Below are 23922 nucleotides of genomic sequence, written 5' to 3' on the forward strand. Positions count from 1 at the left end.
TTAGATCTCCATTGAAGAGAATGCTGTATAGCCATCGGTGGCTTGCTGTTCTTCCGCAACGATTGGGGGTGGCTTAATTGGCATTGAAAGATTTTTAATTTCTTCAGGAAAATCTATTACTAGTTGGCGTAATTTAGGCTTTTTCCTCTGTAAATCTTCTTGGATTTTTTTCAGTAAATGCCAACGGGCAAGTAGATTAGCCTTTTCACCTAAACGTGTAACATCAGCTTGAGCCATCTGTTTTTTGATTTTTTGTGCTTCTTGATGAGCATATATAGTCAAACCCTGTGCATAACTAGGATTGGTGCATTCAGCTTTGATGAGATTAGTTGGATCATTCGGATCAACGATAAATACATGCCCTAAATCTATTTCATCAACAAGTACAATCACTTTGGTGAGCTTCTGTTGTTCAAAGGTTGCTAGAGCAGGGGAAAAATAATACAAGTAGTCGATTAAGACACGTCCCTTGTTAATGCTACGCTCGTAAGGTTTTCGGCATAGTACAGATGCCTCATCATCTGAAAGCGAAGTTGGTTTGACGATTTTTGTGGCGTCTTCCCAAGCAAGTATAGGTATACGATTGGTTTCAGAATGAATACGTGTGTGGTAAATCTCATTGATCCATTGCTCTGCATATTTCTGAACATCTGCAAGTGTCATTTTGGCAGTTTTACTGGCGTTATAATCTCCTCTTGCTGTGGAATTCGAGAAAGTTGTACCAGATAGTTTTTGAGTTAAATCTTCAGTTAGTGTTCTAAAGAAGCTTTCAATATGCGGTTTATTATTTGGTGTACCGACTTGAGAAGGTGTAATGGTAATCTTTAAAGTTTCACATAGTCGTGCAAAAGAATTATTTTTGAATTCCACGCCATTATCGGGGACAATTTGACTAGGAATTCCCCCAGATAAGCCCTGATAAGATCGAGTGATCATATTCCTAATTACACATAACGTCGTTAGAGCACTTGGTGGATATAAACTAATGTAAATTCCAACGATGGCTCGGGTATAAACATCAATAGCACATGATAGGAATGGACGGCCTAAAATGGCTCCTGTTATATCATCAATGATAATGATATCCAGGTAATGGGTATCAATTTCCACCAAAGCCATTACGGTTGGGCTGATGATGGATTGTCCAGCAGCTTTGAGTAATTTTCTTGCAGTACGAGATCCTTTTTTGGCGTTAATTACTACATAAGGATCTAAACGATTGATACGACGCTCAATCGTTCGTAAACAAGGGATTTTATGTGATGTCCAGCCATGTTCCATGGCTTTTCCAACAATAAATGCCAGTACATCTTTACCATCTCGTCGCTCAGAACGGAGGTAAATTTCTTGGATGGCTTGATGGATTAGACGTTCGATTTCTAAAGAAAATCGGACATAATGATTACCGGATTTTTTCTTTTCAAGAGATTCTGTGCACTGATTACTTAGTAGATATACTCGAATCCATCGTGCAACAGATCTAGGGTTTGGTGGTATCTGGTCTTGAATCTCTTTGGCAATCTGCTGAATTAATATCGTTAATGGTTGAACTGCAGTTGGGCGTGGCAGCTTAGATAGAGCTGCTTGTATATACCTAAGTTTACGTATTCTTTTTGCTGTCATCTCAGGATTAACTAACAAATTTGATGTATTAAAATCATATTCAATCTGACCAGACTTATACCATTCTTCAAACTGATGATATGGAATTTGAAATATACGACCACCAGCGATCGCAGAATATCGGCATATACCATGACCGATAAAGCTAATTTCAAACTGTGAACCGTGAAATAAAAAACGAGTACCAATACTGGGAATAGGAATGGAAGTATTCATAGATCTACTCCCAGCATAAGATGATTATTTTTGGAATTTTTGATTTGAATGATTTGATGGAAAAGCAAATAGTCTGCAAGTTGTGGAGACAATTGGTCTTTTTCTAAAATGCTATACGCTTGTTCTAGATCATCCAATTCATAGCGAATCAAGAGGTCTCGTGCCAATTCAATTTCAAGTGATGTCCAGTCCTGAAGATGGCCACGAGAATAAAGATGCAATAATTGTGTTAGGGATTGGCGTTGGGGTAATGTATTTGCATCAACTAACTTAAAAGGGATATTTATAGACGCCAAAATGGAAGCTAGTCTCTCAAAGCGTTGCAGGCTTTCTAGGGACAGATGTTGAATGGATGGCTTAACTTCGTGGACTTCAAAATCACCTTTGTGAGTACGAATCAGAAAGTCAGGATAAAGTTCCAAATTTTGCCCAATCGGAATTTTTAAGGCCTGTGTTCGATAAGATTGTACGGCAGGATGACTTTCTAGTTGTACAGCATAAGCCAATTCCAGAAAGCTTTCTAAAGCAACTGAACCACCAGCTTTACGGCTGGGAAAAAGAGAAGTTCGACGTTCTAAGCAGCCTTGATAAATACGACGCTGGCCATGTAGTGTTCCAGCAATATTTGGTTTTTGATTAAACGCTGAATGGATCTGTTCATGAATGAGTTGCTGTATATGTTGTTGTATGTGGCTTATAGGATAAGACATATTATATCTCCATGTTTTTGAAGCATATGTATCCATAGAATGTTGTTTTCTAGGGATAAATAAGCCCATCACAGCTAAAAAAGATAGGTGTGAAAGACTTGACGTATGGTTCTACACAGAAGATACTAAGGGTCTCAATCTCTATATTATCTTCGTGTAATGTAGAACTAACGGATCTTTAAAAAGATCCGTTTTTTATTTATGCGTGACTAATTTTTCGTTAATTTGTCTCCTTATTTGTATCAAAGTTAAATATAGGAACATTAACTTCTTCTTTTAAACCTAATTTGACTGCTATCTTATGGCTTTCTCCACGAATGGGAATGTGCTTACTTTTAAGTACGCTATACACAAGATCTGGTGAAAAATTATTTTGACGAGCCCAATCAGCTATTGAGAGTCCACTAAGTTCGAATTTTCGTCGAATCTCATTTTTATCTACCATAGTCACATTGCCCGAAAAAATTTGGAATAGTTTAAAAATAAGTCAAACCTCGTGGAAGGTCAACTTTTTAATTTAGGTAAGATCATGTTTTCTAAGATTATTTTTAATATAATGTGTATTATATAGAAAATTTTTCACTGGAAATTTTTTATAAAACCTTAAAAATCATTTGATTATATACATATTGATTTTTAACATCTTGGATAGGGGGAGCACTAATAAGTCAACCACTTATTTTTATTGCTTAATCATAAAATAACTTGCATAGCTTAAAAGAGAAAAAATGTTACGAATCAAAATGTATCAAGCAGGTAATGGTGATGCTTTCTTAATATGTACAGATACTACAAATATCCTAATCGATGGTGGTTATGCTAGCTCTTTTATCCAATACATTAAAGATGATTTAATAGAGCTAAATTCAGCAAATAAATTTCTAGAACTTGTTATTACAACACATATTGATTCTGATCATATAGGTGGAATACTTAAGTTCCTCAGTTTAAATGGAACTTCGACACAACCATCAATTATTTCTGTTAGTAATATTTGGCACAATAGTTTACGTAGCATAACCATGCCTATTGCAGAGCCTTTAGAGTTAGAAAAAAATCGAAGTTTGCTTCAATCCATCCATGATAGAGGTCATCCTAAAATACAATCTGATACAGATTCCAATGCTGAAAAAATAGGTGCTCAACAAGGTAGTACGCTAGCTACATTGATTCATAATGGGGGGTATCGTTGGAATAATGGTGATGGAACGACAAGTATAACTAAAGAAGGTCTAGAATCATTTGCTATAACTGGAGGTATGATTCGAGTTTTATCTCCATCTCAAGATTCTTTAAAATCATTATTAAGTGAGTGGGAAAAGCAACTAAAAAAATATGGTTTCAAAGGTTCAATATCTTCAGGAGAGCTTATTGATGATGCGTTTGAATTTATGCTAGAGCATATGAATGATTATCAAAGAAAAACTCCAAAACCAATTTCTGCAACAACTCGTAAATCCCTTCATGAAATTTATAAACCAGATGATTCTCCTACCAACAAAAGCTCTATAGCGACAATTATCGAACTCAATGGTATTCGAATTCTAATGTTAGCTGATGCATGGGCTGAAGATATAATATTTAGCCTTCAAAAGTTAAAGGACGAAGGACATTCTATGATTTTCGATGCTATTAAGATTTCACATCATGGAAGCTATCATAATACTAGTCCAGAACTATTGGATCTTATTGATTCACCTGTTTATTTTATTTCATCCAATGGGAATAGACATTATCACCCAGATATTGAAACTCTTATAGCTATAGTAGATAGGCCTTCTACATTTCCTAGAACACTTTATTGCAACTATGCCACTGTTGCTTCAACAGAACTTAAAAACTATCAAACTAAATCAGAAGCCAAATTTTCGGTTATTGAAAATGCCTGCGACTGGATTGCATTTACGGGGAATAAATGATGTTAGAAAGTACAATCAAGATCGCAGTATGCAAAATTAGATGTGGAACAGATTCCGGATCAGGTTGGCTGATCAAACAGAATATTGTCATAACAGCATAGCACTGCGTAGAAAATGCAATTAAGGATAGTGATCCTATAAAATTAGGATTTAATTTTTCTGAAAATTCAGATGAATTGACTGCTGAAATTATAGACTATGATGAGGACTTAGATATTGCATTGCTCTCATTAAAAAATATTAGTAGCACTTATTTACCAGTCTCTTTCAGTGATTCTCTGCCTGTAGTAGGTAAAGATTTTTATTCCCATGGCTGGCCAGTCACAAAATTAGAAATGGGTCATCAATTAAAAGGATCAATAGTACAAGTTCTAAATACATTGAAGTTAGGTAATGATATTGAAATCCAAATAGAAGCTCCTAATTCGCTTGATGACTATAGTGGGCATTCTGGAGCACCTCTCATATGTGATGGTACGTGTTTCGGGATAATTCGATACTCGATAGAAAAGACGATTGGTGCGATATCAGTTTTTAGAATTAGAGAATTTTTAATTAAAAATAATATTCTCGAGGAAGAGTTAATTGATAAAGGTGTAGAAATACCTAAATTAGCTCCGAGAACTGAATTTAATACGATTTTTGATGAATTTTTAATTAGTAATACGGGTAAATACATCTTTCTAGAAGGTGCCCATGGTATTGGAAAGTCTACATTTTGTGGGAATTACAGAGCCCAAAATCCTTCAATTGAGAATTTTAATACGTATAGTTTTACGCATAATAGAGATCTCATAAACGTTGCTCATTTAGCACAACCAGTTGAATTCGTTAATTGGCTTAACATGCAAGTTTCAATGTTAGTTAATGGAAGCTCTGGAGTTGCATTAAAAGATGAATATGCTCAACTAATTAAAGAAACTCAGAATGTAATACAAGCTTTAGGACAATATTACAGTTCTATTAATAAAATTGGTGTGCTTTTTATTGATGGAATAGATGAAATTGATAAATATGATAGAGAGCTATTTAAAAAATTTCTTGGGTTATTACCTCAAGTGATTCCCTCGAGTCTAGTTATAGTACTTTCTGCACCAAGTTATACGCAATATTCTGCACTTTTAGGAAATAAATTAAGACAAGAAACCTGTATTACTTTACCTTCTTTGTCCTATGAAATAACTCAACAATTTTGCATAGTAGCATTACCTAAAGAGCTGTGTGATCCCGTCATAGTTAAATTAATCTGTGATAAGGCTGAAGGCCATCCTCTATATCTTCGATATTTAGTTGATCTAGTCAATGATGGTAAAAGCTATGATGATATTTCTAAGCTACCTTTACTAGAAGGCAGCATTCTCAATTACTATGAATCTTTATGGCATCAACTTTCATCAGACACAGATGGAGTTAATCTTTTAGCTATTATGGTTCGCTTGAGATGGGGAATACCTATTTCACTCCTAGTAACAACATTGAATGCAAATGAACAAGCTGTATTAATAAGTACGATTGAGCGTATCAAACACTTACTTTTAAGCTCGGACAATACCAATGTTTATCATTCTTCTTTTTCGGAATTCCTAAAAGGAAAGACTCATTTACGTGAAAATGATATTCAATTAAGACTTTTTAACTTTTGTGAGAATAGTCCTGACGTTGAGTATGGTATGTTTAATATCATCTACCACGGTCTTAAAACTCTAAATAGTGATAAATCTCTTGTTATTAGCTATTGCAATCAAGATTGGGCTGACAAATGTGTTTTAAGAGGGATAAAGCCTGATACGTTATTAGGCGATATTGAGGATGTCCTTAAAGCCATTACAGATCTTGGAGATTTTACAGAAACTAATCGTATCTTGTTGTTATCTCAAAGAATGAAATTTAGATATGATACATTATTTGCTCAATCTGCTGATCTTACAGCTAGCGCTTTAATATCTTTAGATAAAACTACAGAAGTATTACAACACATTATTCGTTATAAGCAATTAATCATACCCATTGAGTTGGCGCTTAAAATCTCTTTACAACTAATAGAAGTAGAAAGCTATAAGGAAGCTCGTATTCTACTAAAGACTATTGAAACGAAAATTGCGAAAGTGCTTGAGCTTATTGCTACTGAGGGGCTCTCAATTCCAGACTTCTTGACTTTATTTGATTTGCAGTTGCAGCAGTACATGCTAAAAAGCCAAGCATTAGTAGAAGGTTCGGATACAGAATTACTTAAATTCCAACATTACTGGCTAAAGTTGATGAAATCTTGTATTCAAGATGAAGAAGAAAGTAAGCAGGTTCGTCAATTAATGGCCATCTATTTACAATCAAACTTTATGTGCTTAATGCAACGCCCTTTTCCTTTAGAGGTTTTGAGGGAAATTTATTCTGGTCCAATCACAGATTATATTGAGCAGTATATTTGGGCTGCAGTTGAATACAATACTAGATGTAATTTTTTTGATATTCCCTATGATCAGAATTTACTTAATAAACTTTTCGAAGACATCAACACATTAGTTACAGAAAATGAAGGAACTCTAGGAAAATTTGATTTAGGGATAATTAATTGTTTAATTTCTCTTGGTAGCCCATCTAATATTATGACTTCAATAGAAGTTGAAAACACGGTTGTAGAATTCCAGAAAATTGCCTTTATTGCTGATGATAATGTTTCTTTAAATGAGACTGCATTTAATGAGGCTATGTCTCAATGGAGAACACAGGCTTATCTTAGCCCTGATGTACCCAAACCAACTATTCTAGTCTTACTCGAATCAGATTGGATGGATTGGCTTTTCTCCCTTACTAAAATTTTAGCATGGTGTGATGGCTTAGCTAGACGATTCAAGGAGGAAAATGATTTAGAACAATTGGATTCAATCTGGAAGGTGATTCATCAAGATATCTTTCAAAATCTAAAGTTCAGCCTATTTGAACGAGTAAATTGGAAGGATGCCTACGCTTTACCTGAAGCTGTTTTTCCACGTATTTATAAGAATCTAACCTCATTGATTTTAGATATTTTCCTAACTCATATTGGAGAATTAATTAGCTTCATTCAAGATATATTTTCATATCAGTGTGGCATCTATTCAGAAGGTTTTAGAGATGTACTAAAAAATGTTCTAGAACAAATTTCTAAATATGAGTTAGAAGATGATGTAGAGGATCTAGCTTTTTCGTTACTTGAACGTTGGGAAAATTTTATATTATTAAATCTAAAAAATAGGCATGAACTTATCCCTGAACTCTTAACTATAATTCCTTTATACAAACGTTTAAATGCTTTAGAGAAAGCAAAGGACACCTACAGACATGTCTTGGCATTTTCTATGGGCCCTAACTGGTATAAAGAGGATCAATTGGGATTAGCTGTTAGCACTTTGGAAGCTATTGATATACAAATGCCTTTAAAGAATGGATTTTTAAGTAAAATTGCGGGATTGTTGGAGGTGTCTAGTGGAGAGATGACCTTTGAACGTTTTGTTCGATATGCGAAGCGAGACTTCATAAATGCTTTGTGTTTAAGAGGCGAGTTTGATAAAGCTATCCGCTACTATATCCGACAAACTTATGGTTCATTAGGGCAAATGTATGGGGATATCACTAAAGGTGAGATTGATCGAGTATCTGAATTAGCTGGAACTCGTTTTCCTGGTGGGGCTTTGGATGAACAGGATTCAATACTGTGTATTGTACGCTCTGCTATTCCTCATCTAGATTGGCAATTCTGTTGGGTACTTTTAGAAACTTTCCAATTTGGAGATTCTAGATATCTACATAATTATGCTGAAGTATATGGAATATTAATACAAATAAATCAAGAAGATGAAAATGCTATCAAAATGATGTTTAGTAGGTTGGAAATTATCTGTGAATCTGAAATGTGTAAAGATGATCGCTCAGCTTTTTTATTGGCTCTAAAAAAACATATTCCAGAGAGTCTTAAGGAGTCATTTAAAAGTCAATTTGTTTCATATTCTGATTCATTAAATCCAACAGTAGATGAAATTGAAAAAAAAGCTACTGACTTAGTAGAAAAAAATAATGAAGATAATGATATTAAAGAAAATAATATAGATTCTCTTTTTACACCGGGAATGTTTGGAACGAGGAACTCTATAAGCCAAGCTAAAGAATTTTTGTCTAATGCTAAAAGATTTATTCGCCGCAAAAATTATTTACAAGCACAGCAAGAAATATTATCTGCAATAAAAACGATCCAAGATGGTCAATGGTCAATATGGAGTGGTGGTTTACCAGAGGTAAAAGAAGGACAAAATATCTTAAAGCAAATAACTAGTTCAAATTCAGAGTTGATTAAATTATTTAGTCAGTTAATTCTAAGCGAACGATATTCCAATCCATGGTTTATCGCTGAGAATTTAATAAGCTGGTTAGCTTCAGAGTCATCATGGGAAGATCAAAATAGATTGATTGAGTTATCTATTGAGCATATTCAACTCATGGTGGGGATGGTTGAAACTGAAATCAATGATTACGAGTTTCTGGAAGAATCTAATAAAAGTAATATATATGATGACTTCACCAAGCTTATTTTACATGTTATTGATCACCCTACATGGTTAAGAAGTGAGAAGGCTGCAGATATGTTACTGTGGCTATTGAGAAGTTACCCAAAATATATTCCTTTATTTGGGAATCAAGCCTTTTCTAATAATTTTGGTAACCATCCTGACATTATTTGTGGAGTATTAGATCAGCTGTCATACTCAGAAGCTAAACTTTGGGGGATATTATCTACTTCCTTGGATTTTGAGACTATTAAACACAAATGCAAACACATTGGAAGGCTTTCTGTTTTAAAGAAAATCTTAAATCAAGCAATAAAAAATGGAGATCAACATGCTGCTAATGTTTTAGCGCAATTACAAGAAAATCTTACACAAGTGATTAATCCTACTGATACTAGAAATGTAGCATGTCCAGAATGGGCAATAGGACTTAAATCTAAGTGGTCTAAATTAAATGTATTAGGTGTTACGAATTCATCTCTAGTAGAGTGTGCAACATCAATAATGCAAGATATATGTTCTCCATTGACATTAAAGACTTGCTTGGGAATTGAAGAACTATTGGCTCAAGGATATTATGCAAATAAGAATAATCCCATTAGATGGCGAGCAAAAGCACAGTATGCTTTACAGGTTGCACTTCAATCTACAGCACCTTCTAATTTGCATGAAAAGATTAATGCGATATTTCGATCATACAATCCCACTAGCCTCAATAATTTAAGAATTAAGAATTTTAACTCTCATGGACTAGCATGGCTAATCGCCCAACCTGAACCTATAAGTGGTGGAAATATTTATCTCGATTATTATGAGAATTTCTGGTATGAAGGTCGTTTAAGAGAAATAAGGCTGACAGCTTATTTAGGTGATCTATCACAAGTAACTGTACCATCAGGGCGCTTTCTATCAACTGAGAATCCTACATTAAATAGAACATTTCCTGTGGATGTATGTGCTAATGTAGATCCAGCTTTGGCTTATTTTGGTATTTTTACTCCAGCAATCCCAACACAACATTTTATGCAAATTCTGAGTACAGAAGCTAAATGCATTAAACGAGCTTGGTGGCGTTCTTCTCGCACTAATGTAGTAACAACTGGAGCACCAGAATCGGCAGGCTGCTATCTTTCTATTGATAAGGATGAGCTACAAAAGTTACCTAGGAATATGAATCTATTCTGGATATATGAAATTGATTCTGACGTTGCAGGGTTCATACCTTATAAGTAAGTAATGGAGAATTTATGGATTTTTATGATACCCCGAATACTAGATCAGAATTTGAACATCGGTTCCATTTTTTATTTAACATGATAAATGAAGGTAAATTGAGTGGTGTTTCTATCGATGGACTATGCAAAGTCAGATTTCTTCCAAATGGCAGATTTGATTTTCTCAGTGTAAATGAAAGTGCTCGATTACAGGCAAATATGATGCTGCATATGCAGAAAATGAAATTTCCAGAGAGCGTGGTTGAAAATACAGTCCTAGATAAAGATTAGGTGATTAGTATAGAGATAGAGAAGTTCCTTAATTAATAAAATAGCTATGTGTATTGTAAAATGGACAGATCTTTTTCAGCCTGAAAATTTTAAGGCATTTTTTGTAGGGATATGATAATTGAGCAATAAAAAGGAGATCTAATAGATCTCCTTTTTAATTTAGTAGCATTGTATGTGTTGCAAATATCAACTCATGTCGTGTTTCAGGTCAATCTAGCTGAGCTCTTTAAGTATCAATATTGACACGTGTCATGTCGTTCCATGACACGTGTTGTGTCGTTTATGACAACTGATGTGTCGTTCAACGCACACGATAAAACTTACCAGCTTAAAGCACCACCAGTTTGATAGTCAGTCACACGTGTTTCAAAGAAGTTTTTCTCTTTACGTAAATCCATCATTTCCGACATCCACTGGAATGGGTTATTTACGCCTTTATATTGTTCAGGTAAACCAAGCTGTGCAAGTCGACGGTTACAAATAAATTGTAAATATTCTTCCATCATTGCAGCATTCATGCCTAAAACACCACGTGGCATCGTATCACGTGCATATTCAATTTCTAGCATTGTCCCTTCAAGAATCATTTGAATGACTTCTTCTTGGAATTCGGTTGTCCAAAGCTTTGGATTTTCAATTTTAATTTGGTTAATCATATCAATACCAAAGTTCACGTGCATAGATTCGTCACGTAAAATATATTGGAATTGCTCTGCAACGCCACCCATTTTATTACGGCGTCCCATGCTTAAAATCTGGCTAAATCCACAGTAAAAGAAAATCCCTTCAAGTACACAATAGAATGCAATCATATTACGTAACAAGGTTTGATCTGTTTCTGTTGTACCTGTCACAAATGTCGGATCTCCCAACTCTTGTGTATATTTGAGGCCCCAAGCTGCTTTTTTAGCAACACTTGGAATCTCACGATACATATTAAAGATCTCACCTTCATCCATGCTAAGTGATTCAACACAATACTGATAAGCATGGGTGTGAATTGCTTCTTCAAAGGCTTGACGTAAAATGTATTGACGACATTCAGGGTTAGTGATCAAACGATATAGTGCAAGTACTAAGTTATTTGCAACCAATGAATCTGCTGTTGAGAAAAAGCCAAGATTGCGTTTTACAATCATTCTTTCATCTTCAGTCAAACCATCTTCTGACTTCCATAACGCAATATCATTCGTCATGTTTACTTCTTGTGGCATCCAATGGTTCGCACAACCATCAAGATATTTTTGCCATGCCCATTCGTATTTGAAGGGTACAAGTTGGTTTAAGTCTGCACGGCAGTTGATCATTGATTTATCATCAACTTCAACACGACCTGCACCCATTTCTAGCTCTTCTAGACCCGGTGCAACATCTAAATTTCTAAGTGACTCAGCTGCCCGAGCCATGGTATCGGTTTGATGAGTTGTTCTGTTGTTTGTGGTTGTTCCAGAATTTTCAGAATCGTCAGTGCTTTTCTTCGATTGCTGTGAATCAGGTACCATCTTTTGTTCAGACGCTTCTTGCGGTTGGATGGGCGTAGATTTGGACTCTGGAGTTTGTTTTTTCGAATCATCTTCAAAATCGTCCCAACTTAGGATAGACATAGTTAATCTCTCTGCGTGGTGTTTATTTTAGCATAAATCATCTTTTTTATGCGTTGATGTCTTGATGCAATATAGCTGGAATAAATACCCGTGGAAAAGTCAGACAGAAATTTGACTTAAAACACGGGCAGTTTTCCCACAGATTATACGGGTTGTCCTAAATCAGGACATTTAAGTGACATATTTTAAGACTATGTCACTTGACTGTTATTGGCATGCTTCGCAATCTGGATTGTCGATAGAGCATGCTAACGGTACAGGTGCTGCTTGAGTAAAGCCGTCTTCTGAACCTTTTGCTGTAACAGGTGCATTATTCACTGTAGTTGTTTTCACAGCATTGAGTGTACCTGTATTAATGGTCGATTTTTCAGTCGATGTTGCACCGAGTGCTCGTAAATAGTAGGTAGTTTTTAAGCCACGTAACCACGCCATTTTATAGGTGAGGTCAAGTTTCTTACCATTTGCCCCTGCAATATATAGATTGAGCGATTGTGCTTGGTCTATCCATTTTTGACGGCGTGATGCAGCATCAACAATCCAACGTGGTTCAACTTCAAATGCAGTTGCAAAGAGTGCTTTAATATCTTCAGGAATACGTGCAATTTTCTCTACCGAACCTTCGTAATGTTTGAGGTCATTAACCATGACAACATCCCACAAACCACGCTCTTTAAGAGTACGAACAAGGTATGGGTTGATGATGGTAAATTCACCAGAAAGGTTAGATTTTACGTATAAGTTTTGGAAAGTTGGCTCAATAGATTGTGCCACGCCACAAATGTTTGAAATGGTCGCTGTTGGTGCAATCGCCATGACATTTGAGTTGCGCATTCCATTTTTTTGCACAGTGGCACGTAAGGTATCCCAATCTAAACGTTGTGTACGGTCAACTTCAAACATTTTTTCAGGGCGTGTTTTTGCCACAAGGTCAAGTGAATCAATTGGTAAAATACCTTGATCCCACAGTGAACCTTTAAATGTTGAATATGTACCACGTTCAAGCGCTAAGTCACTTGAAGCCTGAATCGCATGGTAACTAATGACTTCCATTGATTCATCTGCAAACTCTACAGCTGCATTTGAACCGTAAGCAACATTCATTTCATACAGGGCATCTTGGAAGCCCATAATTCCCATACCCACAGGGCGGTGTTTCATGTTTGAATTTTTAGCTTGTGGTACAGCGTAGTAATTAATATCAATGACATTATCGAGCATGCGCACAGCAGTTTTAATCGTACGTTTGAGCTTTTCTTCGTTTAGCTTACCTTGTTCGATATGGCGAACAAGGTTGATTGAGCCTAAGTTACATACTGCAATTTCATCTTTGCTGGTATTTAACGTAATTTCAGTACACAAGTTTGATGAGTGAACGACACCAACGTGTTGTTGTGGTGAGCGTAAGTTACATACATCTTTAAACGTAATCCATGGATGACCTGTTTCAAATACCATAGACAGCATTTTACGCCACAAGTCTTTTGCATGTAGTTTTTTATGCAACATGTTTTTTTCTTTGGCAACACGTTCATAATAACTGTAGCGTTCTACAAAAGCGCTACCTGTTAGGTCATGTAAATCTGGTGTTTCTGATGGTGTAAATAACGTCCATTCGCCATCTTCAATCACACGTTGCATAAACAAATCTGGAATCCAGTTCGCTGTATTCATGTCGTGGGTACGGCGACGGTCATCGCCTGTGTTTTTACGTAGTTCTAAAAACTCTTCGATGTCTAAGTGCCATGTTTCTAAGTATGCACATACAGCACCTTTACGCTTACCACCTTGGTTGACAGCAACTGCAGTATCGTTTGCTACTTTTAAGAAAGGTACAACACCTTGTGATTTACCGTTTGTGCCTTTGATGTATGAGTTTAATGCACGTACAGGTGTCCAGTCGTTACCTAAACCGCCAGCCCACTTTGAAAGCATGGCATTGTCACGCATTGCGCCGTAGATGTCGTATAGGTCATCATCAATGGTGGTGAGATAACAGCTTGAAAGTTGTGGGCGTAATGTACCTGAGTTAAACAGTGTTGGCGTTGATGCCATGTAGTCAAAGCTAGATAATAGGTTGTAGAACTCAATGGTACGATCTTCACGATTTTCTTCGTTTAAGCACAGCCCCATAGATACACGCATGAAGAACAGCTGTGGCAGTTCAAAGCGAACACCTTTTGAATGGATGAAGTAACGGTCAAACAGTGTTTGTAAACCTAAATAAGTAAATTGGTTTGAACGTTCTGGTTGAATCGCATTCGATAGTTTTTCTAGGTCAAAATCAAGCAGTACAGGTGATAGCAACTCAAGCTCTACGCCTTTTTTAAGGTAAGCTTCAAGTGCATTGGCTTCTGATGTTTCAGTATCTAAGCCTAAAAATTGTAGTCCGGTTTGTACCAATTCGTTGCGTAATAAACGTGCAGTCACATACGTGTAATTTGGCTCGTGTTCGATACGTGTACGTGTTGCCATGATCATTGTGGTTGCAATATCACTGGTCTTAACGCCGTTATATAAGTTTTTAACCGTTTCATCAACGATGGTTTGAACATCAATACCTTCAAGGCCTTCAGCGGCTTTGCTAATCTCTGTATTGAGTGCAGCTAAGTCCAGTGGTTGTAGGCTACCATCTGCCGCTGTTACTTGTAGCGTTGGGTGATGGTTTTCTGACAGGTTGTGACGAGCATTGGTGCGTTGTTCACGATAAATCACGTAGCTACGTGCAACTTTCTGTTCACCTTCACGCATGAGTGCAAGTTCAACTTGGTCTTGAATTTCTTCAATATGAATCGTGCCACCAGATGGGAGTCGACGTTTAAACGTATTACTCACCATGTCGGTTAATTCAGTAATACGGTCATGGATACGGCTTGAGTCAACGCTTTGTTGCCCTTCTACAGCTAAAAAGGCTTTACCAATCGCTACAGAGATTTTCTGGGCATCAAAAGGTGCAACATCACCAGTACGTTTGATGACTTGAAGTTGCCCTGGGGTTGATGAGATGATGCTCATATCAGCTTCGCTCCATTGTATTGTTTATAATGTTTTGACCCATTGAGATACGTTTTTGCAACATATATAGCAAAGATGAAAACACAATATTTGGTGGTTTATATTAAGTATGGGCACAAGATACGGTAATTTTTTTAAATTATCAATATTGACATTTTGTTATTTATTTTGTTGTAAGAGGCAAGGTGTTGTAAGTGGTTGTTGTTTGTAAAATATGATGGTTGTAGGATAACAAAAAATAAATAAATTGTATTTATATTCTTAAAACTGGCGTGCTTGTTTGGCTATAAAATATCAACGTTAGGTTGAACAGTTTGGTTGGTTATTTAGATTGAGTTCATTTTAAACGCTTCTGATCTTGTGGCTTAAAGAAGAAATAGTAGAGCGTATTTTTAAGTTGCTTAATACGATAAAAGGTTTCACATTTTCACACACATTATAAAATAGAGCCCCTTTAAAGGGGCTCTATGAAATTTAAGATACTTTATCGCCAGGTTTGGCATTACTTGCTGGTGAAATAATAAAACCGTCACCTGAGCACAGCACCATACCGTTTGAAATGCCAAAACGCATTTTTCTTGGTGCAAGGTTAGCCACCATGACCACTAATTTATCTTGTAAGTCTTCGGGTACATATTGTGCTCGAATACCACTAAATACATTGCGTGGTTCAGTTTCCCCCACATCTAGGGTGAGTTGTAGGAGTTTGTCTGAGCCATCTACAGTTGTGGCTTGTAAGACTTTTGCCACACGTAAATCCACTTTTAAAAAGTCATCAATCTGAATCGATTCACTGGTCGTATTTTGGGCAGTTGTTACAGTCGTTTTAGCAGTTTTTTTCACAGCTTTTACTGCGGGTTCAATCGCAGTGAGCGAAGATTTTGAGGCATCAACCATTGCATCTACTGCTTTTTTATCTACACGTTGCATAAGCGGTGTAAATGTATTGATTTCCCAATCTGTCAGTATGCTTTCTCTTGATGCAAAGTTAAAGTGCTCCAGTTTTAAAAACTGTTGTACTTCATCTGCAAGTGCTGGCAATACCGGTTGTAAGTAAACCATAAGCTGACGGAACAGATTGATACCCACTGAACAAATGTCATGTACCTGTTGTTCTTGGCCTTCTTGCTTTGCCAGTGACCACGGTTTTTTCTCATCAATGTATTGGTTGGCTTTATCTGCCAATGCCATGATTTGACGAATAGCGGTACTAAACTCACGGGCTTCATACGATTGCATGATGTGTTGTCCTGCATCAATGAATTGTTGCACGAGTTCAAGTTCAGCACATTGTTTTGATAGTGTGTTGTTAAAGTCTTTATTAATAAACTTCGCACAACGACTGGCAATATTAATCACTTTACCAACAAGATCTGAATTTACTTTTTGTATAAAGTCATCAAGATTTAGGTCAGAGTCTTCGACTTTGTCTGATATTTTTGATGCAAAGTAGTAACGTAGTTGTTCAGGGTTAAGATATTCTTTATATGTGGCCGCTTTAATGAATGTACCACGTGACTTAGACATTTTTTGCCCGTTCACAGTCAAGAAACCATTTACAAAGAGTGCTGTCGGGGTACGGTAACCGGCACCTTCAAGCATTGCAGGCCAAAACAAGGCATGGAAGTAAACAATGTCTTTACCAATGAAGTGGTAAACTTCATTTTTACTGTCTTTGCCCCAGTATTCTTCAAAACTTAACTCAGGGCGTTTAGTTTTAATATAGTTTTCAAAACTGGCCATATAGCCAATAGGAGCATCTACCCATACATAAAAGTATTTGTTGGGTGCATTTGGAATTTCAAACCCAAAGTATGGTGCATCTCGTGAAATATCCCAATCAGATAAGCCGGCTTCAAACCATTCATCTAGTTTGTTGGCAATGGATACAGGCAACCGACCTTGGTCACGTGTCCATTGTTGTAAGTAGTGATTGAAATCTGGGAGTTTAAAAAAGTAGTGATCTGATGATTTTTCAACAGGCGTTGAGCCACTTAAGGTTGAACGTGGGTTAAGTAGTTCTATCGCGTTATAGGTTGTGCCACATGATTCGCATGCATCGCCATACTGATCTTCAGTATTACATTTTGGGCAAGTGCCTTTAATAAAGCGATCTGAAAGAAACATTTGTTTTTCAGGGTCAAATAGTTGTGTTACAGGGCGAACAGCAATATGACCTGCCTGATAGTTTTTTAAGTAGATTTCTTCGGCACGTATTTTGTTTTCACTGCTATGCGTTGAATCATAATGATCAAAGCTAATATTAAAGGCAGCAAAATCGCTTTCATGCTCTTTTTGTATAGACGCAATATAGGACTCTGGTGTAACCCCCCCATTTTTTGCGCTGAGCATAATGGCTGTACCGTGTGCATCATCTGCACATACATAAGTTACATCATGTCCGAGAGAGCGCATTGCCCGAACCCAAATGTCAGCTTGTATGTAGCCGAGCAGATGCCCCATGTGAATTGGGCCATTTGCATAAGGTAAGGCATTGGTAACGAGTATTTTGCGCACTGACATAGTTCTCTCACGGTGTTTACAAGCAGATGATTTTACCTGACTTAAAAATTTCTTGCATGATTGAATTGCGAAAAATGTAGCCAAAGTGATTGCGATGTATCAGTCTAAGTTGTGTTATTCGGTTTAGATTAAAAAAGGTGCTTTATCTATTTATGTATTTTCTTTGTATCAAAGTGCAGTGTTTAGTAAAAAAGCTAACAAAATACTTAGAGTTAGATTACTTTAATAGCTGTGTACTTAAATAATTTTATTGAGTTCAAAAGGAAAATAACATGACTGACAGCAAATTTGACGAATTGAAAAACAAAGCATCTGACCTTTCTGATGCTGCTAAAGAAAAAGCTCAAGGGGTTCAAGCACAGGGTGAGAATGCTTTTGATGAATTCAAGAAAAATGCCGAAGATAAAAAAGATCAAGGCCAAGAAAAGTTTGACGAATTCAAACAAGGTGCAGAAGACAAGTTTGACGAACTGAAGCAAAATGCTGAAGAAAAGAAAGATTCAGCACACTCAGCAGTGAGTGAAAAAATGGACGAAGCGAAAGAAAAAGCAGGAGACTTTAAGGACGCTGTAGAAGACAAAGTTGAAGAGTTAAAGAACACAGTAAAAAATAAGTTTGACGAGTTGAAAAATAAATTCTAAGCTGTTTTTACTACTAGCAACCGCCTATAAAACGTAGCTAAATTGACTACAGATTTATAGGCGGTTTTTTATGCTTTCATGAAGCATATGTAACAAGTTACTGTTAATTTTTGGGGAATTGATATGTCGTGGCGTGCGTTATTAAAATCTACTTTATTGAAACACAATAATAAGCATCAAGAAGATATTGAGCGCATTTTACAGACATTTCAGTTACCTTCTGGACAGCTCCTGTGTGAGAGTATTCAACAGATACAATATGTTGATGAGTGTTTGCAATTGATGTTAGATATATCTAAAGCAGATGTGGCACAGTTACAGGTCTTTCGTGACGCACTTGCTCTAGCGTTAGCACCATATGCCATTAAGCATTTAAATTTACATATTGTTCAACAAAAAACAGCAGGCGTAGAAACGGTTAGTCCTCAACCGAATAAACCATCGCAGCAACAGGCTTTAGCAGCACACCCAATGATTCAACATGTGATTGTTGTGGCATCAGGTAAAGGTGGTGTAGGTAAATCGACCACAACTGTAAATTTAGCTTTAGCACTCCAGTCGCTCGGCCATAAAGTCGGTATTTTAGATGCAGACATTTATGGTCCAAGTATTCCAATGATGTTGGGAAGTGAAGGGCAAAGTCCTATTATTGAAAATGAGCGTTTTATTCCAATTAATGCACATGGTATGGCTGTGTTATCGATTGGTCATTTATTAGGTAAAGGCAATACACCTGTGGCATGGCGAGGGCCTAAAGCGACTGGCGCACTCATGCAATTATTTAATCAGACGTTATGGCCACAGCTAGATTTTTTGTTGATTGATTTACCACCGGGTACAGGCGATATTCAATTAACTTTAGCACAGCGTATTCCCGTAACGGGTGCAGTTGTGGTTACAACGCCACAAAATGTCGCATTACTTGATGCCGTAAAAGGGGTAGAGTTATTTAAGCGGGTGTCAATTCCTGTATTAGGTGTTGTTGAAAATATGGCAATACATATTTGTTCGCATTGTGGCCATGAAGATCATATCTTTGGTATGGGCGGAGGGCAGCATTTGGCTGAAGAGTACGCTGTGCCATTGTTGGGGCAATTGCCTTTATTACAAAGTATTCAAAAAAATGTAGATACAGGTTACCCAAGTGTATTGGCGCAAGACGATGCTGCACCGCATTATGTCAATATTGCAAAAAACATGTTAGTTGAATTAAATAAAGTGCCACAGCGTGTACGAGATAAAAGCCGTATTTTTTAAAAAAATCAGCATGATCTTTAGGTTAACAGGCATTAAGTTTCTCATAGCGTAAGTGTCCCATGAGCCCTAAACTACTTTTATGCGATAAATCAGCAGAATATTTATGGCTACAGTAGGTGAAGCTACCAATAGAGCCTCTAGGAAGGCCCGTATCACTTTGTAAAATAATTGTTTTGGGTGATGTAATACCACCTTTCCAAGTCAGCGTACCATGATTAATTTTATTGGGATGAAATGTGATCATGGAATCTGTAGCGTCATATTTTTTGTTATTGTTGCGATCGTGAACGGCTAAAATGCCATGATTCCAAATCGTGCTATCGCTACAGGTTTTACTGTCATTGCTTGGACATAGAATAATAATTTGTCTTTTCAGCACAGCATTTTCTTTATGTTGTTGAATAATGGTTTTTAAGTAAGGATAAATATTTTTACTTTCTGAGCGAGCTTGTAAATGGTCGAATTTTGGTAAGGCCAATGTCGTGACTATTGCTAAAATTGTGAATGTGATGGTCAGTTCAAAGAGCGTAAATCCGTACTGTTGATGTATTTTTATTTGAGTCATGTATTGTTTCAATGAAAATAACGCTAGATATTTAGGCCTATTTTATGAGTTTGCACATATAACGCTGTAGTGGCGATATAAATAATATATGCCACAAGTTATGCGTTACATTATTGACTGAGTTCTAATGCACGTTGGTAAGCCACTTTCTTTTTAATATCAAATAAATCTGCTGCAATTTGTGCTGCAGTTTTTACTGAAACGTCTTGTAATAAACGCTGTAAAATATGATCAAGTTTTTCGGCCTGCAAGTCTACTTTTTCAGTAGCACCGGCAACAATCACGACAATTTCCCCTTTTTGTTGGTTCCTATCGCTTTCAACCCATTGGGCAAGTTCTGCTAAAGTGGTTTTTTTTATTGTTTCAAATGTTTTGGTAATTTCTCTTGCAAAACCAACATGACGATCTGGCCCAAAAACCGTAATCATATCTTGAATAGACGCTAAAATACGGTGGGGTGCTTCATAAAAAATTAAAGTTTGGTTTTCATTTTTAAGTTGCTCTAAAGTCGCCAAACGTTGTGATGATTTTGAGGGTAAAAATCCTTCAAAACTAAAGCGGTCGCTAGGTAAACCAACAGCACTCAGGCCTGCAATAGCAGCACATGCACCAGGAATAGGCGTCACTTTAATATTGTGTGCTTGCACAGCACGTACTAGTTTGAAGCCAGGGTCACTAATTAAAGGTGTGCCTGCATCACTAATCAGAGCAATAGACTGTCCAGCAAGAAGTTGTTGTATCAGTTGTTCGATTTTATGCGATTCGTTGTGATCATGGCACGCCGTAAGTGGGGTGTTAATGTTAAAATGTTTAAGTAACATCGCAGATTGGCGAGTATCTTCGGCTGCAATCAGGTCAACATTTCGTAAAGTTTCTATTGCACGGTAAGTGATATCATCTAAGTGCCCAATTGGCGTTGCAACAACAAATAATTGAGCAGTCATAAGTATGATCTCGTCTTTATATTACATTAAATAGATAGTTTAACTGATTTTTTCACCACATGGTGATATATGTCGTGAGGTGAGTAATCAATGGCACATCAAAATAGATTAGGGCAATGGGCAGAAGTTGTTGCAATCGAGCAACTACAGCAAACAGGCTTTTCTATTTTATATCAAAATTATTTTTCACGTTACGGTGAAATAGATATAGTGGCTCTAAAAGATGATTTAATTGTTTTTACTGAAGTTAAGGCAAGATCGAATACTGCATATGGGAAAAGTGTGGATGCATTGGGTGAACGTAAACAAGCGAAGATTATAAAAACAGCAGAGTACTTTATTATGCAACATATGCATTATGCAGACTATGATTTTCGTTTTGATGCGATTTGTATTGATTTAAAACATGTTATTGCAAAAAACACACAGCCAGATTTTTCTAAAGTAGCGTATGATTTAACTTGGATTGAAAATGCATTTACTTTGAGTTAGGGGTTACTTTAGTGTTGAGTCCAGTAAGGAACTACACTAAATGGCACAGAAGGAGTTTTAAGGTGTCTAAGCGTATTGTAGTGTCACTACTATGTGTGGCGAGTTTGTCAGGGTGTGCAAGTTTTATTGCTGGTGGTACAGGGTCTGCACCAGTCGGTACACAAAATGGTGTTCGTTCACTTGGCCAAGCGATTATTGATAAATCTATAGAAAGAACAGCGTATATTAATTTGTTTAAATTGGATTACCGTTTTAAGCAATCGCGTGTCAATATTAGTAGCTTTTTTGGTAGTGTGCTTATTACAGGTCAAGTACCAGACGCTAATTTGAAAAAATTAGCTGAAGATAATCTGAAAGCCATGAGTGATGTTAAATCTGTACATAATTATATTACTGTAGGGCCACAAATTAGTTATGGCACGATTATGCAAGACACTGCTGTAACAGCGAACACACGTGGCTTAATTGCAAAAGCATCTGTGATTTCGGATAGTAAAGTGTCTGTACATACCGAAGATGCTGTTTTATATGTGATGGGTCGTTTAAATCAGGCGGAAATTGATGATTTAAAACAAGTATTGGAGCAAGTGGGTAATGTTACAAAAATTGTGACGTTAATTGATCCTATTGATGCGACAGGCACGTTACAACCTACAGTACAAACCCCTGTTGCTGTAGAGTCTAATACGCGTGGTGCAAATACAACACCTTATACAAATTAATTAACGTTCATAGCGAATAGATACAGATGATAAAACGACAGCGCATCACTACACGCATAAAACATGCACGTCAGGCATGGAAAAATTTTAGAGTTTATGAAGTGGTGAGTCATCGTTTAAATCAGTCTATTGGAACATCTCATTTTGCTTTAACGGCAAATGTTGCTTATGGTCAACATGAGCGACAAAATTTTGATTTATACCGTGCTGTTTCGCCTAGAAAAGATCGTGCATTAATGGTTTTTGTACATGGTGGTACGTGGGCTAGAGGTGATAAGTCTGATTATGCCTTTGTTGCAGAGAGTTTCGCAAAAGAAGGTTTTGATGTGGTGGTGTTGAATTATCGTTTAGCACCACAGCATAAATTTCCAGAGTATGTCGATGACCTTATACATGCTGTAAATTACGTGCATTCACAGCAACAAGCGCTTTCCATTTCTACAGAAAATTTGATATTAATGGGGCATTCAGCAGGTGCATTTAATATTATGTCTGCATTATATGCTCAAGCGCCAGATTATACTTTTAATTGCATGAGTCAGATTAAGGCTGTGATTGGCTTAGCAGGGCCTTATCATTTTAATTATGCCAATGATGCAAATTTACAGCAGGCTTTTCCGCTAGAGCAACATTATAAACAGGTCATGCCATATTATTATGTGAAAAAAAATAATATCCAGCATCTTTTATTGATTGCTGAGTTAGACCTTATTGTTGCTTCGCATAATAGTAAAGACATGCATTACGCACTGTGTAGAGCCGGTAATGAGAGTACATTTGAACGTGTGCCTTATGCAGGGCATATTAGCTTGGTTGGTAGTTTATCGAGTCGTTTCTCCGACTATTTTGCAACCAAGCGATTAATTCTAAGTTATTTGGCGAAGGTTTTAAACTAACGTTTTATTGATCCAAGCTTTAATCAGCGTATGTGCAATACTGCCTGCAAAAGGAATATCTGGTAAAGTATTGCGGTCAAAAAACTGCGCATCGGCAATTTCATCTTCTTGTACAGTAATGTCACCACTGTCGTACTCGGCATGAAATCCAAGCATTAAATTGCTTGGAAATGGCCAAGGCTGGCTGGCAAGGTATTTGATATTTTTAATTCGAATACCAACTTCTTCGAGTGTTTCTCTAGCAACAGCTTGTTCAAGCGTTTCACCAACTTCTACAAACCCTGCGATTAGGCCATACATATTGTCTTTGCGGTGAATAGATTTTGCCAGTAAAACTTGGTCACCTTTAGTAATAATTGTAATGACACATGGATTAATGCGAGGGTATTGGCGTAAAGCACAGCTTGGGCAACACATGCAGTATTCACTGTGGTGCTGTGTGGTTTTTTCGCCACAGCGACCACAAAATTGATGATTTTTTTTCCATTCAAGGAGCTGAATTGCACGGCTGGCCTCTTCAGCTTGAATGCTTGACCAGTGTGGAATGAGTTGTCTGAGTGTAACAAATTGAAATGTTTGAGGTACACTTTGCTGGCTTGGCCATTCTCTTGCCACAATGTGAGGGTGTTTTTGTACGAGCACATCATCTGTTTGTATGCTTAAAGAGGGTATGTTGAGCGCATCATCAACTAAAAGTTGTTGTTGTTGATGTATATAGGCTTTGGCAAGTTTGGTCATCGCTGTAGCATCTTTTC

Annotated in this window: 16 protein-coding genes and 1 pseudogene; 8 read left to right on the plus strand and 9 right to left on the minus strand. The window is 36.8% G+C overall.

Annotation, left to right across the window (positions count from 1 at the left end):
- From BLS38_RS06450 to BLS38_RS06460, 3 genes are all read right to left on the minus strand, one after another.
- The gene (locus BLS38_RS06450; RefSeq protein WP_092747836.1) at positions 1–1839 is read right to left on the minus strand and encodes a Mu transposase C-terminal domain-containing protein; all 1839 of its coding nucleotides are present in this window, start codon (positions 1837–1839) and stop codon (positions 1–3) included.
- Positions 1836–2549 (minus strand): TnsA endonuclease N-terminal domain-containing protein, encoded by a 714-nt coding sequence (locus tag BLS38_RS06455; protein ID WP_092747838.1) that lies wholly within the window; start codon positions 2547–2549, stop codon positions 1836–1838. The genes BLS38_RS06450 and BLS38_RS06455 overlap by 4 nt, the downstream gene beginning before the upstream one ends.
- 220 nt (positions 2550–2769) lie before the next feature.
- Positions 2770–2994, minus strand: a complete 225-nt coding sequence (locus tag BLS38_RS06460) for a DNA-binding protein (RefSeq protein WP_061516341.1) — start codon at positions 2992–2994, stop codon at positions 2770–2772.
- A gap of 283 nt (positions 2995–3277) precedes the next feature.
- Here BLS38_RS06460 and avs1a point away from each other — a divergent pair, with 283 nt between their 5' ends.
- The 3 genes and pseudogenes from avs1a (at position 3278) to avs1c (ending at position 10511) form a co-directional block, all read left to right on the plus strand.
- The gene (gene avs1a / locus BLS38_RS06465; RefSeq protein WP_092747840.1) at positions 3278–4468 is read left to right on the plus strand and encodes an AVAST type 1 anti-phage system MBL fold metallo-hydrolase Avs1a; all 1191 of its coding nucleotides are present in this window, start codon (positions 3278–3280) and stop codon (positions 4466–4468) included.
- Positions 4469–4581: 113 nt separating this feature from the next.
- A pseudogene (avs1b, locus tag BLS38_RS06470) lies at positions 4582–10239 on the plus strand (AVAST type 1 anti-phage system protease Avs1b); the annotation flags it as partial.
- A 14-nt stretch (positions 10240–10253) separates the two neighbouring features.
- The gene (gene avs1c / locus BLS38_RS06475; protein ID WP_092747844.1) at positions 10254–10511 is read left to right on the plus strand and encodes an AVAST type 1 anti-phage system protein Avs1c; all 258 of its coding nucleotides are present in this window, start codon (positions 10254–10256) and stop codon (positions 10509–10511) included.
- 320 nt (positions 10512–10831) lie between these two features.
- Here the strand turns inward: avs1c and BLS38_RS06480 are convergent, their stop codons facing one another.
- The 3 genes from BLS38_RS06480 to metG all read right to left on the minus strand — a co-directional run bounded on the left by BLS38_RS06480 (position 10832) and on the right by metG (position 17644).
- Positions 10832–12115 carry a ribonucleotide-diphosphate reductase subunit beta gene (locus BLS38_RS06480; protein ID WP_092747846.1) on the minus strand — a complete coding sequence of 428 codons (1284 nt, stop codon included), beginning with the start codon at positions 12113–12115 and terminating at the stop codon, positions 10832–10834.
- 207 nt (positions 12116–12322) lie between these two features.
- Positions 12323–15127, minus strand: coding sequence for a ribonucleoside-diphosphate reductase subunit alpha (locus BLS38_RS06485; protein WP_092747848.1), 2805 nt, complete (start codon positions 15125–15127; stop codon positions 12323–12325).
- A 474-nt stretch (positions 15128–15601) separates the two neighbouring features.
- On the minus strand, positions 15602–17644 hold the full coding sequence (gene metG, locus BLS38_RS06490; protein ID WP_092748036.1) for a methionine--tRNA ligase: 2043 nt from the start codon (positions 17642–17644) through the stop codon (positions 15602–15604).
- A 278-nt stretch (positions 17645–17922) separates the two neighbouring features.
- Between metG and BLS38_RS06495 the strand changes: the two genes are divergently transcribed.
- The gene (locus tag BLS38_RS06495; RefSeq protein ID WP_092747850.1) at positions 17923–18291 is read left to right on the plus strand and encodes a hypothetical protein; all 369 of its coding nucleotides are present in this window, start codon (positions 17923–17925) and stop codon (positions 18289–18291) included.
- Positions 18292–18414: 123 nt separating this feature from the next.
- The gene (gene apbC / locus BLS38_RS06500; protein WP_092747852.1) at positions 18415–19548 is read left to right on the plus strand and encodes an iron-sulfur cluster carrier protein ApbC; all 1134 of its coding nucleotides are present in this window, start codon (positions 18415–18417) and stop codon (positions 19546–19548) included.
- 22 nt (positions 19549–19570) lie between these two features.
- Here the strand turns inward: apbC and BLS38_RS06505 are convergent, their stop codons facing one another.
- Both BLS38_RS06505 and rsmI read right to left on the minus strand, forming a co-directional pair.
- Positions 19571–20113, minus strand: a complete 543-nt coding sequence (locus BLS38_RS06505) for a pilus assembly FimT family protein (protein WP_092747854.1) — start codon at positions 20111–20113, stop codon at positions 19571–19573.
- 110 nt (positions 20114–20223) lie between these two features.
- Positions 20224–21057 carry a 16S rRNA (cytidine(1402)-2'-O)-methyltransferase gene (gene rsmI / locus BLS38_RS06510; RefSeq protein WP_092747856.1) on the minus strand — a complete coding sequence of 278 codons (834 nt, stop codon included), beginning with the start codon at positions 21055–21057 and terminating at the stop codon, positions 20224–20226.
- 90 nt (positions 21058–21147) lie between these two features.
- On the opposite strand from rsmI, the gene BLS38_RS06515 reads away from it, so the two are divergent.
- The 3 genes from BLS38_RS06515 (at position 21148) to BLS38_RS06525 (ending at position 23167) form a co-directional block, all read left to right on the plus strand.
- Positions 21148–21549, plus strand: a complete 402-nt coding sequence (locus BLS38_RS06515) for a YraN family protein (RefSeq protein ID WP_092747858.1) — start codon at positions 21148–21150, stop codon at positions 21547–21549.
- 62 nt (positions 21550–21611) lie between these two features.
- Positions 21612–22271: a BON domain-containing protein gene (locus BLS38_RS06520; protein ID WP_092747860.1), complete on the plus strand. Its 660-nt coding sequence runs from the start codon at positions 21612–21614 to the stop codon at positions 22269–22271.
- A gap of 26 nt (positions 22272–22297) precedes the next feature.
- Positions 22298–23167: an alpha/beta hydrolase gene (locus BLS38_RS06525; RefSeq protein WP_092747862.1), complete on the plus strand. Its 870-nt coding sequence runs from the start codon at positions 22298–22300 to the stop codon at positions 23165–23167.
- Here BLS38_RS06525 and nudC read toward each other — a convergent pair.
- Positions 23159–23905 carry an NAD(+) diphosphatase gene (gene nudC, locus BLS38_RS06530; RefSeq protein WP_092747864.1) on the minus strand — a complete coding sequence of 249 codons (747 nt, stop codon included), beginning with the start codon at positions 23903–23905 and terminating at the stop codon, positions 23159–23161. The two genes, BLS38_RS06525 and nudC, sit on opposite strands and share 9 nt — an antisense overlap.
- Between the last annotated feature and the right edge of the window lie 17 nt (positions 23906–23922).

The sequence above is a fragment of the Acinetobacter boissieri genome (assembly GCF_900096955.1).
Lineage (GTDB): Bacteria > Pseudomonadota > Gammaproteobacteria > Pseudomonadales > Moraxellaceae > Acinetobacter > Acinetobacter boissieri.